Source organism: Paracoccus xiamenensis (assembly GCF_011308835.1).
GTDB classification, from domain to species: domain Bacteria; phylum Pseudomonadota; class Alphaproteobacteria; order Rhodobacterales; family Rhodobacteraceae; genus Paracoccus; species Paracoccus xiamenensis.
Genome location: NZ_JAAOHY010000001.1, coordinates 83,419 through 97,143, shown reverse-complemented (window position 1 = coordinate 97,143; position 13,725 = coordinate 83,419). Strand labels below are relative to the sequence as shown.

Annotated in this window: 14 protein-coding genes; 7 read left to right on the top strand and 7 right to left on the bottom strand. The window is 64.5% G+C overall.

All coding sequences use genetic code 11. From position 1 onward, the window contains the following. Window positions 1-164 precede the first annotated feature (164 nt). Together G7044_RS00515 and G7044_RS00510 are read left to right on the top strand one after the other, a co-directional pair. Window positions 165-1,415, top strand: coding sequence for a DUF5930 domain-containing protein (locus G7044_RS00515; RefSeq protein ID WP_268935282.1), 1,251 nt, complete (start codon window positions 165-167; stop codon window positions 1,413-1,415). Beyond that, window positions 1,405-1,923: a bactofilin family protein gene (locus tag G7044_RS00510; protein ID WP_166324379.1), complete on the top strand. Its 519-nt coding sequence runs from the start codon at window positions 1,405-1,407 to the stop codon at window positions 1,921-1,923. The genes G7044_RS00515 and G7044_RS00510 overlap by 11 nt, the downstream gene beginning before the upstream one ends. Before the next feature lie 64 nt (window positions 1,924-1,987). Here G7044_RS00510 and G7044_RS00505 read toward each other — a convergent pair whose 3' ends face one another. The 4 genes from G7044_RS00505 to G7044_RS00490 all read right to left on the bottom strand — a co-directional run bounded on the left by G7044_RS00505 (window position 1,988) and on the right by G7044_RS00490 (window position 4,871). Continuing rightward, entirely contained in the window at window positions 1,988-2,788 is an 801-nt protein-coding gene (locus tag G7044_RS00505) for a DUF2189 domain-containing protein (RefSeq protein ID WP_166324376.1), read from the bottom strand. Between the two features lie 83 nt (window positions 2,789-2,871). Beyond that, on the bottom strand, window positions 2,872-3,378 hold the full coding sequence (coaD, locus tag G7044_RS00500; RefSeq protein ID WP_166324373.1) for a pantetheine-phosphate adenylyltransferase: 507 nt from the start codon (window positions 3,376-3,378) through the stop codon (window positions 2,872-2,874). 81 nt (window positions 3,379-3,459) lie between these two features. Further along, window positions 3,460-3,903: a CBS domain-containing protein gene (locus tag G7044_RS00495; protein WP_166324370.1), complete on the bottom strand. Its 444-nt coding sequence runs from the start codon at window positions 3,901-3,903 to the stop codon at window positions 3,460-3,462. 50 nt (window positions 3,904-3,953) lie between these two features. After that, window positions 3,954-4,871: a LysR family transcriptional regulator gene (locus tag G7044_RS00490; protein WP_166324367.1), complete on the bottom strand. Its 918-nt coding sequence runs from the start codon at window positions 4,869-4,871 to the stop codon at window positions 3,954-3,956. 117 nt (window positions 4,872-4,988) lie between these two features. On the opposite strand from G7044_RS00490, the gene G7044_RS00485 reads away from it, so the two are divergent. From G7044_RS00485 to G7044_RS00465, 5 genes are all read left to right on the top strand, one after another. Beyond that, the gene (locus tag G7044_RS00485; protein WP_166324364.1) at window positions 4,989-6,488 is read left to right on the top strand and encodes a CoA-acylating methylmalonate-semialdehyde dehydrogenase; all 1,500 of its coding nucleotides are present in this window, start codon (window positions 4,989-4,991) and stop codon (window positions 6,486-6,488) included. Between the two features lie 82 nt (window positions 6,489-6,570). After that, entirely contained in the window at window positions 6,571-7,716 is a 1,146-nt protein-coding gene (locus G7044_RS00480) for an acyl-CoA dehydrogenase family protein (protein WP_166324361.1), read from the top strand. Then, the gene (locus tag G7044_RS00475; RefSeq protein ID WP_166324358.1) at window positions 7,716-8,717 is read left to right on the top strand and encodes an enoyl-CoA hydratase/isomerase family protein; all 1,002 of its coding nucleotides are present in this window, start codon (window positions 7,716-7,718) and stop codon (window positions 8,715-8,717) included. Before G7044_RS00480 ends, G7044_RS00475 begins: the two co-directional genes overlap by 1 nt. Window positions 8,718-8,730: 13 nt before the next feature. Further along, complete coding sequence (mmsB, locus tag G7044_RS00470) at window positions 8,731-9,606, top strand: 3-hydroxyisobutyrate dehydrogenase (RefSeq protein WP_166324355.1); 876 nt, start codon at window positions 8,731-8,733, stop codon at window positions 9,604-9,606. Between the two features lie 205 nt (window positions 9,607-9,811). Beyond that, window positions 9,812-9,994, top strand: a complete 183-nt coding sequence (locus G7044_RS00465) for a hypothetical protein (RefSeq protein WP_166324352.1) — start codon at window positions 9,812-9,814, stop codon at window positions 9,992-9,994. A gap of 5 nt (window positions 9,995-9,999) precedes the next feature. Here the strand turns inward: G7044_RS00465 and recN are convergent, their stop codons facing one another. From recN to lpxC, 3 genes are all read right to left on the bottom strand, one after another. Beyond that, complete coding sequence (gene recN / locus G7044_RS00460; RefSeq protein ID WP_166324349.1) at window positions 10,000-11,643, bottom strand: DNA repair protein RecN; 1,644 nt, start codon at window positions 11,641-11,643, stop codon at window positions 10,000-10,002. Window positions 11,644-11,667: 24 nt separating this feature from the next. Continuing rightward, complete coding sequence (locus G7044_RS00455) at window positions 11,668-12,519, bottom strand: outer membrane protein assembly factor BamD (RefSeq protein ID WP_166324346.1); 852 nt, start codon at window positions 12,517-12,519, stop codon at window positions 11,668-11,670. A 139-nt stretch (window positions 12,520-12,658) separates the two neighbouring features. Continuing rightward, window positions 12,659-13,597, bottom strand: a complete 939-nt coding sequence (lpxC, locus tag G7044_RS00450) for a UDP-3-O-acyl-N-acetylglucosamine deacetylase (RefSeq protein ID WP_166327206.1) — start codon at window positions 13,595-13,597, stop codon at window positions 12,659-12,661. Window positions 13,598-13,725: the final 128 nt, after the last annotated feature.

Below are 13,725 nucleotides of genomic sequence, written 5' to 3'. Positions count from 1 at the left end.
CAGGCAGGTTTACGCCTGTCTCGCAATGTCCATCTGCAAATGAGTTGAAACCCGCGGCTGTGTCATGTTTACCACGCATAGCATCTTTCGCCCAATGCTCGGGAACGGTGCCAACCGCCCCCAAAGTGGGCCGGAAATCAATGAACTAGCCGGGGATAGCTGCCTTGCCTGACCGCTCAAATTCTGCGCTTGAACGCCTCTTGCCCGAACAGCGTCTTTTCCTGAAAACCCAGAACGCGACCCGTGTCATCCATCTGCGCCCGATGACGCAGCTGGGCCTGCTGGGCGGCACCGCCATTCTGGTCGGCTGGGCAATCGTGTCGGGCGCGCTGCTGGCTTATGACCGGATCGGTGGCAGCACGCAAAGCCAGTCCGAGCAGGCACAGACCACCTATGAGGCACGGCTGGAAGCCTTGGCCGAAGAACGCGACGCCCGCGCCGCCGAGGCACAAGAGGCGCAGCTGCGTTTCGCCGTGGCGCTGGATCAGGTGGCGAAATACCAGGCCGACCTGCTGACCGCGCAGCAGGAAAAGCACGAGCTGGAAGCCGGGCTTGACGCCATGCAGCAAAAGCTGGGCACCGCCATGGCCGCCCTGCCCCAAACCGGACAGGCTGGCGTGCAGGAGAAGGATCTGGCGCTGACGGCCCTGAACGACCAGCTGCGCGTCACCGCCGAGGCCCGCGACCGCGCCGCGCTGGTGGCCCGCGTGGCCCAGGCCGAAGCCGCCGCCGCCAAGGCCGAGCAGAAGCAGCTCATCGCCCGCAATGACGAACTTTTCACTCAGATCGAAGATGCCGTCACCGCCTCGGTCGTGCCGTTCGAGGAGATGTTCGACAAGATCGGGCTGAACACGGACGAACTGCTGGCCTCGATCGACGAAGGTTATGCCGGTCAGGGCGGTCCGCTGACGCCGGCGGCCGTTTCCACCAGCGGCAATGCCGCGATTTCCGAAACCGAGGCACGCGCCGGCGACATCATCGTCAGCCTGGACCAGGTGAACCGTTATCGCATTGCCAGCGACAAGCTGCCGCTGGCGATGCCAGTGCAATCGGCCTTCCGTTTCACCTCGGGCTTCGGCGCTCGCTGGGGTCGCGCCCATCAGGGTGTCGATCTGGCCGGCCCCGTCGGCACGCCCATCCTTGCCCCCGGTGACGGAGTCGTGACATTTGCCGGCCGTCAAAGCGGTTACGGCAATCTTATCAAGATTGAGCACGCCCTTGGCACCGAAACCCGCTATGCACATCTGTCCAAGATCCGCGTGAAGGTGGGCCAGAAGGTATCGCGCGGCAGCCACATTGGTGATATGGGCAATACCGGACGGTCGACCGGCCCGCATCTTCACTATGAGGTTCGGGTCAACGGCAAGGCCGTAAATCCCATGAGCTTCATCAAGGCGGCACAGAATGTTTTCTAAATCTCGTGTGACCGAAACCCCGGCGCAATCCAAACCCGCAACCCCCGAATCGGAACCGGCCCGCGCCGAGGCACCGGTGGTGGAACAGCCCGCGACCCCGGCGACGACCGCGGCCGCCCCGGCCCGCCGCACCGCGCCGTCGGTCCTGTCGGCCGACCTGGTCATCAAGGGCGACCTGCAGACCGCCGGTGACGTCCAGATCGAGGGCAATATAGAAGGCGACATCCGCGCCCGTCAGCTGACCATCGGCGAAACCGCCACCGTGCGCGGCGAAGTGCTGGCCGACGAAGTTATCGTCAACGGCCGCGTCGTCGGCCGCCTGCGCGGCCTGAAGGTCCGGCTGTCCTCTACCGCGCGCGTCGAGGGGGACATCATCCACAAGACCATCGCCATCGAATCGGGCGCCCATTTCGAGGGCTCGGTCCAGCGTCAGGACGACCCGCTGGCGCAGGGCGGGACCAAGAAACTGGCCCCGCCCGCCACCGATTTCAGCAAGGCCGGCGAATAAGGACAATCGGGCAGACACAGCAAGGGGGCCGCACGGCCCCCTTTCTCATGCCCAAACGACCGGCCTATTCGTCGGGCATCAGGCGGCGATACATGTGCCAGCTGGCATGACCCAGCACCGGCAGCGCCACAAACAGCCCCAGGAACATCGGCACCATCCCCGCCGCAAGAATCGCCGCGATCACCACACCCCAGACCGCCAGCACGACCGGGTTCATCATGACCGCGCGGATCGAGGTGATGATGGCAGTGATGAAGTCGATCTCGCGATCCATCAGCAGCGGCAGGCCGACCACCGTGAAGCTGAACAGCACGGCTGCAAAGCCCGCACCGATCAGGCTGCCGACCAGCAGCATGACCAGACCGCGCCCCTGCAACAGCATCTCGGGCGAGGAGGTGACGTTGGTCAGCGACGAAACGCCCATGAACAGCGCGAATGTGGTATGGGCGACGAAAACCCAGAACATGAACATCAGCAGCACCACCATCGCCATTGAGGGCAACTGCCGGTCCTTCTGGGCGAAAACCGTGCCCAACACTTCGCGCCAGATCAGCGGCTCGCCCGCCTCCAACCGGCGGCTGACCTCGTAAAGTCCGACCGCCGCAAATGGCGCGATCAGCGGAAAGCCTACGACGAAGGGCATCAGCCACCATTCCTGCCCCGACGCGGCGGCCACCGCCGTCAGCACCAGCCCGCCCAGCACGTAGAAGGCCGAAAAGAACAGCCCGTAACCCGGCGCGCGCATGAAGTCGCGCCACCCCGCGCGCAGGCTGTCGCCGATGGCCTCAAAGCCGATCTCCGCAGGTTCGGGAATCTCGTCCGGGCCGTCGTCGGGAAGGCCCAGATCGGGGTCGCTGTCGGTCATGCTGTCCTCCGCATTTTGGACAGGCTAGGCCGGCGCGGGACGTGCAATCAACCGTCTTTAAATGCGCATTTTTCCTGCGGAATTCAGCTTGCGTTCAGCGGGCCAAAGCGGCCGCGCAGCGCCTCGTTCACGGGGGTAGTCACGAATTTCGACACGTCCCCGCCAAGCCGGGCGATTTCCTTTACCAGTTTCGAGGCGATGGCCTGGCGTCGGGCGTCGGCCATCAGGAACACCGTCTCGATACTGCTGTCGAGGGCGCGGTTCATGCCCACCATCTGAAACTCGTATTCGAAATCGGCCACCGCCCGCAGCCCGCGAATGATGACCGTGGCGCCGACATCGCGGGCGCAGTCGATCAGCAGGTTCTCGAACGGGTGAACGACAATCTCGCCGCCGGTGCGGGCGACGACCGTCGCGCATTCACGTTCGACCATGGCCACGCGTTCTTCCAGATCAAACAGCGGCCCCTTGTCGCGATTGATGGCGACGCCGATGACCAGCCGGTCCACCAGCGTCATGGCACGCTGGATGATGTCCAGGTGCCCCAAGGTAATCGGATCGAAGGTGCCGGGATAAAGCCCTGTGCGCATTGGCCAGTCCTTTCAGTGGTCGCGCGCAACCGACCCGATGCGCGCGACGAAATCAACGGGCTTTTCACGGCCCGCCCTTGGTCAGGAACCCATGATCATCCCGGTCAGGGCATCACGCTCGGCATTCAGTTCCTTCAGCCGCGCCGAAACCGCGTCGCCGATGGACACCAGCCCGATCATGTTGCCGTCCTGATCGACCACCGGCAGGTGGCGGAAGCGGCCCGCAGTCATGCGCTCCAGCACCGAATTCGCCTCATCCCCGGTCACGCAGGTCGAGACCTTACGCGTCATGAGATCGCTGATCGGCGCATCCAGAACCGCTGCGCCCTGCTTGCCCAGCTCGCGCACGATGTCGCGTTCGGACAGGATGCCCACCGGCTTTTTGCCGTCGTCGCTGACCACCAGCGCACCGATCCGCTTTTCCGCCAGCAGCTTCGCGGCCTCGCCGACCGTCGCCGATGAACCGATGGTCACGATCGTGGCCGCGCCGGGATCTTTCAGCGAAAGTATCTGCATCACCAGCATGTTGCCCTCCGTGGTTGCGCAAGGCCAGTCTGTCGCAACCACGCCCGACGTCAAGCCCCGCCAATCGTCACAGCCGCAGATTCCAGCCGGGCGACCTCGGCGCGCAGGCGTTGTGCCAATTCGTCGGCCAACCTGTTCAATCTTTCAGACCGCCGGTCATCGGCATGGCGAATCATCCAGAAACTGCGGGTCAGGCCGAACTCCTCCGCCAGCACCCGCACCACTCCGGGCGTGAAGGGAATCGCGAAGTCATGGACGATCCCAACGCCCGCGCCACCCCGGATCGCCTGCATCTGGACCGACACGGAATTCGAGGTCAGCCGCGCCGCATCCGCCCCGCTGCGTGCCAGCAACGGCGCCAGATAGTCCAGTTCGGCATCAAAGATCATGTCAGGAATATAGCCGATCAGCCGATGCGCGCGCAGGTCGGCCAGGCTGTCCAGCCCCGGTTGTGCGGCCAGATAGTCGCGATGGGCGGCCAGATGCAGGCGATAGTCGCACAGCCGCTGCACCACCAGCCGGCCGCTTTCGGGCGGGCTGACGGCGATGGCGACGTCGGCCTCGCGCTTGGACAGGTTAAAGACGCGCGGCAGCGCCACGATCTGGATTTCCAACCCGGGATGGGCGTCGCACAGCCCCGCCGCGACCTGCGGCAGCAGGTAATTCGCGCAACCATCAGGCGCCCCGATGCGCAACTGCCCGGTCAGATCACCCGGCTGACCAAGCGCGTCGGCCGCCCCCGTCAGCGCGCGTTCGGCCGCCTCGGCATGGGGGATCAGCCGCGCGCCTTCGGGCGTCGGCACATAGCCCTGCGGCGACTTGACGAACAGCGCCCGGCCAAGCGCCTGTTCCAGTCGCGCCACCCGCCGGCCCACCGTTGACGGATCCATCGCCAGCCGCCGCCCGGCGCGCGACAGGCTTTCATCGCGTGCCACGGCCAGAAACACCCTCAGATCGTCCCAATCCATCGCCACCCTTGCCCGTCACGCCCTTTGCGTTTCCGCAAAACCCTTTTGCCGAACTCTGGCTTCCCACAGGCATTTCCGCAAGATAGGCTGATCCGCAAATCAGTATCGGAGGATATGATGCGCGAGATCGGCCACTGGATCGACGGCAAGGAAGTTTCGGGCACATCGGGCCGCTTTGCCGATGTCTACAACCCCGCCACGGGCGAGGTGCAGGCGCGGGTGGCGCTTGCCACGCCTGCGGAACTGGATGCCGCTGTCGCAAGTGCGGCGCGCGCGCAGATCGGCTGGGCCGCCACCAACCCGCAGCGCCGCGCGCGGGTGATGATGAAATTCGGACAGCTTATCAATGAAAACATGGACATGCTGGCCGAACTGGTCAGCGTCGAACATGGCAAGACACTGCCCGATGCACGCGGCGACGTGCAGCGCGGGCTGGAGGTGATTGAGGTCTGCATGGGCGCGCCTTCGCTGCTGAAGGGCGAATATACCGGCGATGCCGGCCCCGGCATCGACCTCTATGCGATGCGCCAGCCGCTTGGCGTTGTCTCGGGCATCGCGCCGTTCAACTTTCCCGCCATGATCCCGCTGTGGAAAATGGGCCCGGCCCTGGCTGCGGGTAACGCGATGATCCTGAAACCGTCAGAGCGGGTGCCTTCGGTCTCGATCACGCTGGCGAAGCTGGCGCAGGAAGCCGGGCTGCCGGATGGCGTCCTGCAGGTCGTCAATGGCGACAAGGAAATCGTCGACGGCATTCTGGACAACCCCACCATTCAGGCCGTGGGCTTCGTGGGCTCGACCCCGATCGCGCAGTATATCTATGGCCGCGCGGCGAATAACGGCAAGCGCGCGCAGTGCTTCGGCGGCGCCAAGAACCACATGATCATCATGCCCGACGCCGATCTGGACAAGGCGGCGGACGCGCTGATCGGCGCGGGTTATGGCGCGGCTGGCGAACGCTGCATGGCAATTTCCGTTGCGGTTCCGGTCGGCGAAAAAACCGCCGACGCGCTGATCGAGCGCCTTGTGCCGCGGATCGAGAAGCTGAAGGTCGGCCCCTATACCGCCGGCGACGACGTGGATTACGGCCCGGTCATCACCAAGGCCGCACAGGACCGGATCAACCGGCTGATCGCCTCGGGCGTGGATCAGGGCGCGGATCTGGTCGTCGACGGCCGCGACCTGAAAATTCAGGGCTATGAGGATGGCTTCTTCTGCGGCCCCTCGCTGTTCGACCGCGTCACCCCGGAGATGGAAATCTACCGCGAGGAAATCTTCGGCCCGGTCCTGTCCACTGTCCGCACCGAAACCTATGAGGACGCGTTGCAACTGATCATCGACAATGATTATGGCAACGGCACCTCGATCTTCACCGCCGACGGCGACACCGCGCGCGATTTCGCCGCGCGGGTGAATGTCGGCATGGTCGGGATCAACTTCCCGATCCCGGTCCCGCTCAGCTATTACAGCTTTGGCGGCTGGAAGAAGTCGGCCTTCGGCGACCTGAACCAATACGGCCCGGACGCCTTCCGCTTCTACACCAAGACCAAGACCGTGACGGCGCGCTGGTTCTCGGGCATCAAGGACGGCGCAGCCTTGAACTTCAAGGCCTTGGACTGACCATGACAGGGCGGGGTCGTCCCCCGCCCTTCCCGGCTGCAAACAGCCGCCAGACAAATACGAAAGACATGAGGGAGAGAGCATGGATTTCGCGCTCAGCGAAGAACAGCAGGCGATATTCGACATGGCGCGCGATTTCGGCGCCGAACATATCGCGCCCTATGCCGAGGAATGGGAAGCCCAGGGCACAATTCCCAAGGCGCTTTGGGCCAAGGTCGCCGAACTGGGCTTTGGCGGGTTGTATGTCAGCGAAGAATATGGCGGCAGCGGACTGTCGCGGCTGGACGGCACGCTGATCTTCGAGGCGCTGGCGATGTCCTGCCCATCGGTCGGCAGCTTCCTGTCGATCCACAACATGTGCGGCGGCATGATCGAGAAATTCGGATCAGAGGAGGCCAAGGCAAAATTCCTGCCCGATCTGTGCAGCATGTCGAAGATCTGGTCCTATTGCCTGACCGAGCCGGGATCGGGCTCGGACGCCGCCGCGCTGCGCACCCGCGCCGCGCGCGGCAATGACGGGTTCCGGCTGAACGGCACCAAGGCCTTCATCTCTGGCGGGGGCTATTCGGATTGCTATCTGACCATGGTGCGCACCGGCGAAGACGGCCCCAAGGGCATCAGCGCCGTGGTGGTCGAGGACGGGGCCGAGGGGCTGAGCTTCGGGGCGCCGGAACGCAAGATGGGCTGGAAATCGCAGCCGACCGCGCAGGTGCAATTCGACGATTGCCTGGTGCCGCTGGACAACCAGATCGGCGAGGAAGGGCGCGGCTTTTCCTATGCCATGGCAGGTCTTGACGGCGGGCGGCTGAACATCTCGGCCGGTGCGCTTGGCGGCGCGCAGGCGGCGCTCGACAAGTCGCTGGCCTATATGGGCGAGCGGAAGGCCTTCGGCAAAACGCTGGACCAGTTTCAGGCGCTGCAATTCCGGCTGGCGGAAATGGAAACGGCGCTGCAATCGGCGCGGATCTTCCTGCGGCAGGCGGCATGGAAGCTGGATCAGGGCGCGCCGGACGCGACGAAATTCTGCGCCATGGCCAAGCTGCAGGTCACTGACCGCGCCTTCGAGGTCGCCAATGGCTGTCTGCAACTGCATGGCGGCTATGGCTATCTGGCCGATTACGGCATCGAAAAGCTGGTCCGCGATCTGCGCGTGCACCAGATCCTGGAAGGCACGAACGAGATCATGCGCCTGATCGTCAGCCGCACCCTGCTGGCGGAGCGCGGCTGATGGAAGACCTGCTGATCCGCAAGGACCGCCGCGCCGGTCGCATCACCTTCAATCGCCCGCAGGCGCTGAACGCGCTGACCCATGACATGGCGCTGGCGATTCATGCCGCACTGAATGACTGGCGCAACGATCCGGGCGTTGATCTGGTCATCATCGACGCAGCGGGAGACAAGGCCTTCTGCGCCGGCGGCGACATCGCAGCCGTCTATCACGCTGGCCGGGCCGGAAATCATGCAGAAGGCGAGCGGTTCTTCCATGACGAATACCGCATGAACGCTGCCATTGCCGATTATCCAAAGCCCATTCTGGCCTTCATGGAGGGCTTTGTGATGGGCGGCGGTGTCGGCGTCGGCGGCCATGCCAGCCATCGCATCGTCGGCGACACAACGCAGATCGCCATGCCCGAATCCGGCATCGGCCTGATCCCCGATGTGGGCGGCAGTTGGCTGCTGGCGCATGCACCGGGGCATGTGGGCGAATATCTGACCCTGACCGCAGCCCGGATGGGTGCCGGTGATGCGCTTTATGCGGGTTTCGCCGATTATTACCTGCCCGAGGCCGAATGGCCGGCCCTCATCGACCATCTGGCCGACAGCGGCGAGGTTTCCATCGTCGCGGGCCACCCCGCGCCGGGCGCGCCCTTGGCCGACATGGACCTGTCGGCCTTCGAAGGCGCGGACATGGCCGAGATCACCGCCCGTCTGACCGCGCAGGAAAACGAGGCGATGCTGAAGCCCATCCGCCGCAACTCGCCCCTGTCGATGGCCGCGGGGTTGCAGCTGGTGCGCGCGGCGCGCGGCGATTCCCGCGTGCAGGAAAGTCTGGCGCGCGAATACCGCTATACCAGTCGCGCCACGCGTGACAGTGACTTTCTGGAAGGCGTGCGCGCCCAGATCATCGACAAGGACCGCCAGCCGAATTGGACGGCTGATGCCTCGCCGGCGGCTGTGGACGCCATCCTCGCCCCGCTGGGTGCGGGGGAACTGAATTTCGACGAATAAAGGGGGTTTCGCCATGAAGATCGGTTTTATCGGTTTGGGGAACATGGGCATGCCCATGGCGCTGAATCTGGCGCGTGCGGGTCACGAGGTGCGCGGCTTCGACGTGCTCGCCGTGCCAGAGGCGCCGCTGGCGCAGGCGAACTCGGCCGCGGATGCCGCGCGTGATGCCGATGTGGTCATCACCATGCTGCCCAATGGCGAGATTCTGACCAGCGTCGCGGCAGAGATCATCGCCGCCATGCAGCCCGGTGCCGTGCTGTGCGACTGCTCCACTGTCGATGTCGACAGTGCCCGCAAGGTTGCGGATCAGGCCCGCGACGCCGGGCTTGGGGCGTTGGACGCGCCGGTCTCTGGCGGGATCGCGGGCGCGGGCGGGGGCACGCTGACCTTCATGGTGGGCGGCGACGCGGAATCCTTTGCGACCGTCAGCCCGCTGTTTGACGTGATGGGCCAGAAGGCCGTCCATTGCGGCCCGTCGGGCGCCGGACAGGCAGCGAAGATCTGCAACAACATGATCCTCGGCGTGACCATGATCGCCACCTGCGAGGCCTTCGCTTTGGCCGACAAGCTGGGGCTAGACCGGCAGAAGCTGTTCGATGTCGTCTCGACCTCGTCCGGGTCCAGCTGGTCGGTCAATGCCTATTGCCCCGCCCCCGGCGTCGGGCCGCAATCGCCTGCGGATAACGGTTACAAGCCGGGCTTCGCGTCGGAACTGATGCTGAAGGACTTGCGCCTGGCCCAGATGGCAGCCGAGAGCAGCGATGCCGACACGCCCATGGGCGAACTTGCCGCCGCACTCTATGCCCGCTTTGTCGAGGAAGAGGACGGCCGGGGTCGCGATTTTTCCGCCATGCTGCCACGGTTTGAACAGCGCCACCGCAAAGACTGAAGCAGCGATTTTTTTTTGCGCCGCGTGCTGGAACCGAATCCGGCGCGCGGCGTTTCAGTTTGTCCAAGTAAGAAAAAAGGCCGAGCAGCCTGTGCCATTGCGCAACTCTCTACTTGCGCTCGTCGCCTCTGCGACGGTGATCGGCGTGTCCGCGGTTGATGGGGGATCGCGCGGCAACGACTCGGCACAAGCCCAGCCGCAAGTAATGGTGGGCGAGACTGCACTGCCGGGGCGGCTGCATGTGATTTCTCATCCCGGTCGCTATGGGCTGGGGCCGGAACAGCCGGGCAGCATCTACGCGGTGGTCGACAGCATGCTGGTACGCATCGACCCCGAAACGCGCGAGATCCAGTCGGTGATCCGCCGCGTCGACCGCATTCTTGACTAAAGGACTTATTTCCCGATCAATACCCGCGCCGCGTCGCGCGCCGCATCATTGATCTGTTCCCCCGACAGCATACGGGCAATTTCATCCACGCGTTCGCCTTGATCCAGGGCATGCACGCGGCTGGTGGTCATGCCATCCTCGACCTGCTTGGCGACACGGAAATGTGTGGCCCCCAGCGCTGCCACCTGCGGCGAATGGGTCACCACCAGCACCTGCGCGTCCTCGGCCAGCCGCGCCAAGCGGCGCCCCACCGCATCGGCCGTGGCACCACCGACGCCGCGATCAATCTCGTCAAAGATCAGCACCAGTGCCTCATTCCCACGTGCGAGGCTGACTTTCAGCGCCAGCAGAAAGCGCGACAGCTCGCCGCCCGAGGCGATCTTGTCCAACGGCCCTGCCGGGGCGCCCGGATTGGTGGCCACGGTGAAAGACACCATGTCGCCACCATCCGGTCCCGGTTCGCCTTCGGAAATCCGGGTTTCGAAAACGGCGCGCTCCATCTTCAGCGGCGCAAGCTCGGCGGCCATGGCGGCGTCGAGCCGCCCTGCCGCCGCCACGCGTTCCGCGTGAATGCGCGCGGCTTCGGCGGCATAGGCAGAATCAGCCGTCGCCAGTTCGGCTTGCAGACGGTTCAGGTCCTCGGCCCCGGCATCCAGCGCGCTTAGCCGGGAACGCAAGATATCGGCCAGATCGGCCAGATCGTCAGGGATGCTGTCATGCTTGCGCGCCAGCGCACGCAGGGCGAACAAGCGCTCCTCGGTGGTTTCCAGTTCATGCGGGTCAAAGGCCATCTCGCGCAGGGCGTCCTCGACCCCGGTCGAGGCCTCGCCCAGTTCGATCAGCGCCCGCGACAGCGCCGAAATCGCCCCGTCCAACCGGCCTTCGGCCTTTTCCGCCGCACCATCCAGCCAGCGGCCCGCATCGATCATTGCGCCTTCGGCGCCGTCAGGCCCCAAAGCCTGCATGGCGCGCGCAACATCGCCCTGAATGCGCTCAGCCGCTTGCATGGTCCGGCGGGCGACGTCCAGCCGCGCATCCTCTCCGGGTTCGGGGGCGAAATCGTCCAGTTCCTTGACGGCGTGGCGCAGGAACTCCTCCTCGGCCCGTGCCTTTTCCAGCCGCGCCTCGGCATCGCTCAGCGCGGCAGCCACGCGACGCCGCGTGGCCCATGCCTCGCGCAGCGGCCCCAGATCGGTGCCGGCAAAAGCGTCGAGCAATTGCCGATGGCCGCGCGGGTTCAACAGCCCGCGATCATCATGCTGGCCGTGCAGCTCGACCAGGGTTTCCGACAGCGCCCGCAGCACCTCTCCCGAGGCGCGGCGGTCGTTGATCCAGGCGGTCTTGCGCCCGTCAGCACTGTTGACGCGGCGCAGGATCAATTCCGCCTCTGCCTCGATCCCGGCTTCCGCCAGCACGGCGCGGGCCGGATGGCCCTGCGGCAGGTCGAAAACAGCAATCACCTCGCCCTGCGCAGCCCCGGCACGGACCAGTTCGGCGCGACCGCGCCAGCCCAGCACAAAGCCCAGACAATCCAGCAGGATCGATTTGCCGGCCCCGGTTTCACCGGTCAGCACGTTCAGCCCGGCACCGAAATCCAGCTCGATACGGTCGATCAGAAGAATGTCGCGGATATGCAGCTCGCGCAGCATGGGTTTACCTGCCCGAGGGCAACGTCACAGCCACTTGCCCTGAATGACCTGACGGTACACGTCGGTCAGCCAGCTTTTGCCTTTCGGCGTCGCCGTCAGGCCGCGACCGCGCAGCTGCGCATAGGCATCCTGATAGAAGGGCGAGGACTGGAAGTTGTGACCCAGAATCGCACCTGCCGTCTGTGCCTCATCCGTCAGGCCAAGGGCCAGATAAGCCTCGACCAGACGCATCAGCGCCTCGGGGGTGTGGCTGGTGGTCTGGAATTCCTCGACCACGACGCGGAAACGGTTCACCGAAGCCGTATAGTGGCCACGCTTCAGGTAATAACGCCCGATTTCCATTTCCTTGCCGGCGAGGTGGTCGAAGGCGAGGTCAAATTTCAGGATCGCGCTGCGGGCATATTCGCTGTCGGGATATTCCTCGATCACGTCGCGCATGGCCTGCAATGCCTGGAAGGTCAGGCCCTGATCGCGACCGACCTCGTCGATCTGGTCGTAATAGGACAGCGCCAGCAGGTATTTCGCATAGGCCGCATCGTCATCGCCGGGATAGGTGTCGATGAAACGCTGGGCGGCACCGCGGGCCTCTTCGTATTTCCTGGCCTTGTGATAGCCGTAGGCCTGCATGATCAGCGCCCGCTTGGCCCATTCGGAATAGGGGTAGAGCCGCTCGATCTCCGAGAAGTAATAGACCGCATTGTCGGGCTTGCGGTTGTTCTCCAGCTCGTATTCGCCGCGCTTGTAGATCTGCTCGGCAGTGAAGTTTTCCACCGGGACGCGTTCGCTGGCACTGTCGCCGTCGCGGCTGCAACCCGCCAGAACAGCAGCTGCCAGCGCCACGGCCATCAGAGTCTTGGAGGAGGGAAAGCGGACCATCGGAACCTGCCTGTCTGAACTTGCACACCGGTTAACGAGTCGGCCCCGCCGCGGCCCGGACGTCCTAGCATAGAACATCGGGGGGCGCAAAATGGCAATGTGGTGATTTTACTAAGGCTTGCACGAGATCGCGCAAGCCTCAGGCAACGGCATTCAGGGCCGGTGCATTGACCGGGCCATAGGCGGCAACGCCGGCGCCCGGCAGCCGGCATTCCAGATCAGTGGCGCAGGTCACCCATTCCCAGGCGTCCGGATCCGCAAACAGCTCGCGCAGCAGTTTGTTGGTCATCGCATGACCGGCGCGATTGCCGGTATAGCGCGCCAGCAAAGGCGCGCCCGCCAACGCCAGATCGCCCATGGCGTCCAGCATCTTGTGGCGCACGGCCTCGTCCTTGTGGCGCAACCCGCCGGGGGTCAGCACCTTGTCACCATCGACGACCACGGCATTCATATAGGTACCGCCAAGCGCCAGACCGTTCGCCCGCATGGCGTCGACATCGGACTGCCGGCAGAAGGTGCGGCTGTCCATCAACTCGCGCACGAAAGCGCCATTGGCCATATCCAGCACCTTTTCCTGCCGCCCGATGGCGGCATCGGTGAAGTCGATGTGAAAATCGATCTCAAGGTGATCGGCCGGGCTCAGCCGGGCGACGGCATCGCCTTCACGATACTCGACATCGCGCTTGACCCGAATCGCGCGCTGCGGCGAATCCTGAGTGTGAATGCCGGCATTGAGAATACCAGCGACGAACTGCGCCGAGGAACCGTCGAGGATCGGCACTTCCGGCCCATCGATGCGGATCAGTGCATTCTGGATTCCCGTGCCGGCCAGTGCCGCCATGATATGCTCGATCGTCGACACCGAGGCGCCCTGACCGTTCTCGATCAGCGTGCACAGTTTCGAGGGCGTGACATTGTTCCACAGCGCCGGAATGCGGTTCGTGCCGGCGGGCAGGTCGCTGCGTTCAAAGACGATCCCGTGACCCGCAGGCGCCGGAACGATATCCATGCGAACGCTCGCGCCGGTATGAAGCCCGACGCCCCGGAATTCTGCCGCTTTCGCAATGGTTGCCTGCATGGTTCTGCTCATCTTCTTTCTGTCGGGATTAACTTTTCCCGTATCATCCAGTTAGGAGCCACGGCCTGCATCCTCAACTAACGTTTTGTGACTCTCTGTAACAAAGCCCCGGCTAAAAACGCCCGGAT

Coding starts and splice junctions, on each gene's coding strand:
- G7044_RS00510 (WP_166324379.1), top strand. CDS start 1,405: ATGTTTTCTAAATCTCGTGTGACCGAAACCCCGGCGCAATCCAAACCC.
- G7044_RS00505 (WP_166324376.1), bottom strand. CDS start 2,788: ATGACCGACAGCGACCCCGATCTGGGCCTTCCCGACGACGGCCCGGAC.
- coaD (WP_166324373.1), bottom strand. CDS start 3,378: ATGCGCACAGGGCTTTATCCCGGCACCTTCGATCCGATTACCTTGGGG.
- G7044_RS00495 (WP_166324370.1), bottom strand. CDS start 3,903: ATGCTGGTGATGCAGATACTTTCGCTGAAAGATCCCGGCGCGGCCACG.
- G7044_RS00490 (WP_166324367.1), bottom strand. CDS start 4,871: ATGGATTGGGACGATCTGAGGGTGTTTCTGGCCGTGGCACGCGATGAA.
- G7044_RS00485 (WP_166324364.1), top strand. CDS start 4,989: ATGCGCGAGATCGGCCACTGGATCGACGGCAAGGAAGTTTCGGGCACA.
- G7044_RS00480 (WP_166324361.1), top strand. CDS start 6,571: ATGGATTTCGCGCTCAGCGAAGAACAGCAGGCGATATTCGACATGGCG.
- G7044_RS00475 (WP_166324358.1), top strand. CDS start 7,716: ATGGAAGACCTGCTGATCCGCAAGGACCGCCGCGCCGGTCGCATCACC.
- mmsB (WP_166324355.1), top strand. CDS start 8,731: ATGAAGATCGGTTTTATCGGTTTGGGGAACATGGGCATGCCCATGGCG.
- G7044_RS00465 (WP_166324352.1), top strand. CDS start 9,812: ATGGTGGGCGAGACTGCACTGCCGGGGCGGCTGCATGTGATTTCTCAT.
- recN (WP_166324349.1), bottom strand. CDS start 11,643: ATGCTGCGCGAGCTGCATATCCGCGACATTCTTCTGATCGACCGTATC.
- G7044_RS00455 (WP_166324346.1), bottom strand. CDS start 12,519: ATGGTCCGCTTTCCCTCCTCCAAGACTCTGATGGCCGTGGCGCTGGCA.
- lpxC (WP_166327206.1), bottom strand. CDS start 13,597: ATGCAGGCAACCATTGCGAAAGCGGCAGAATTCCGGGGCGTCGGGCTT.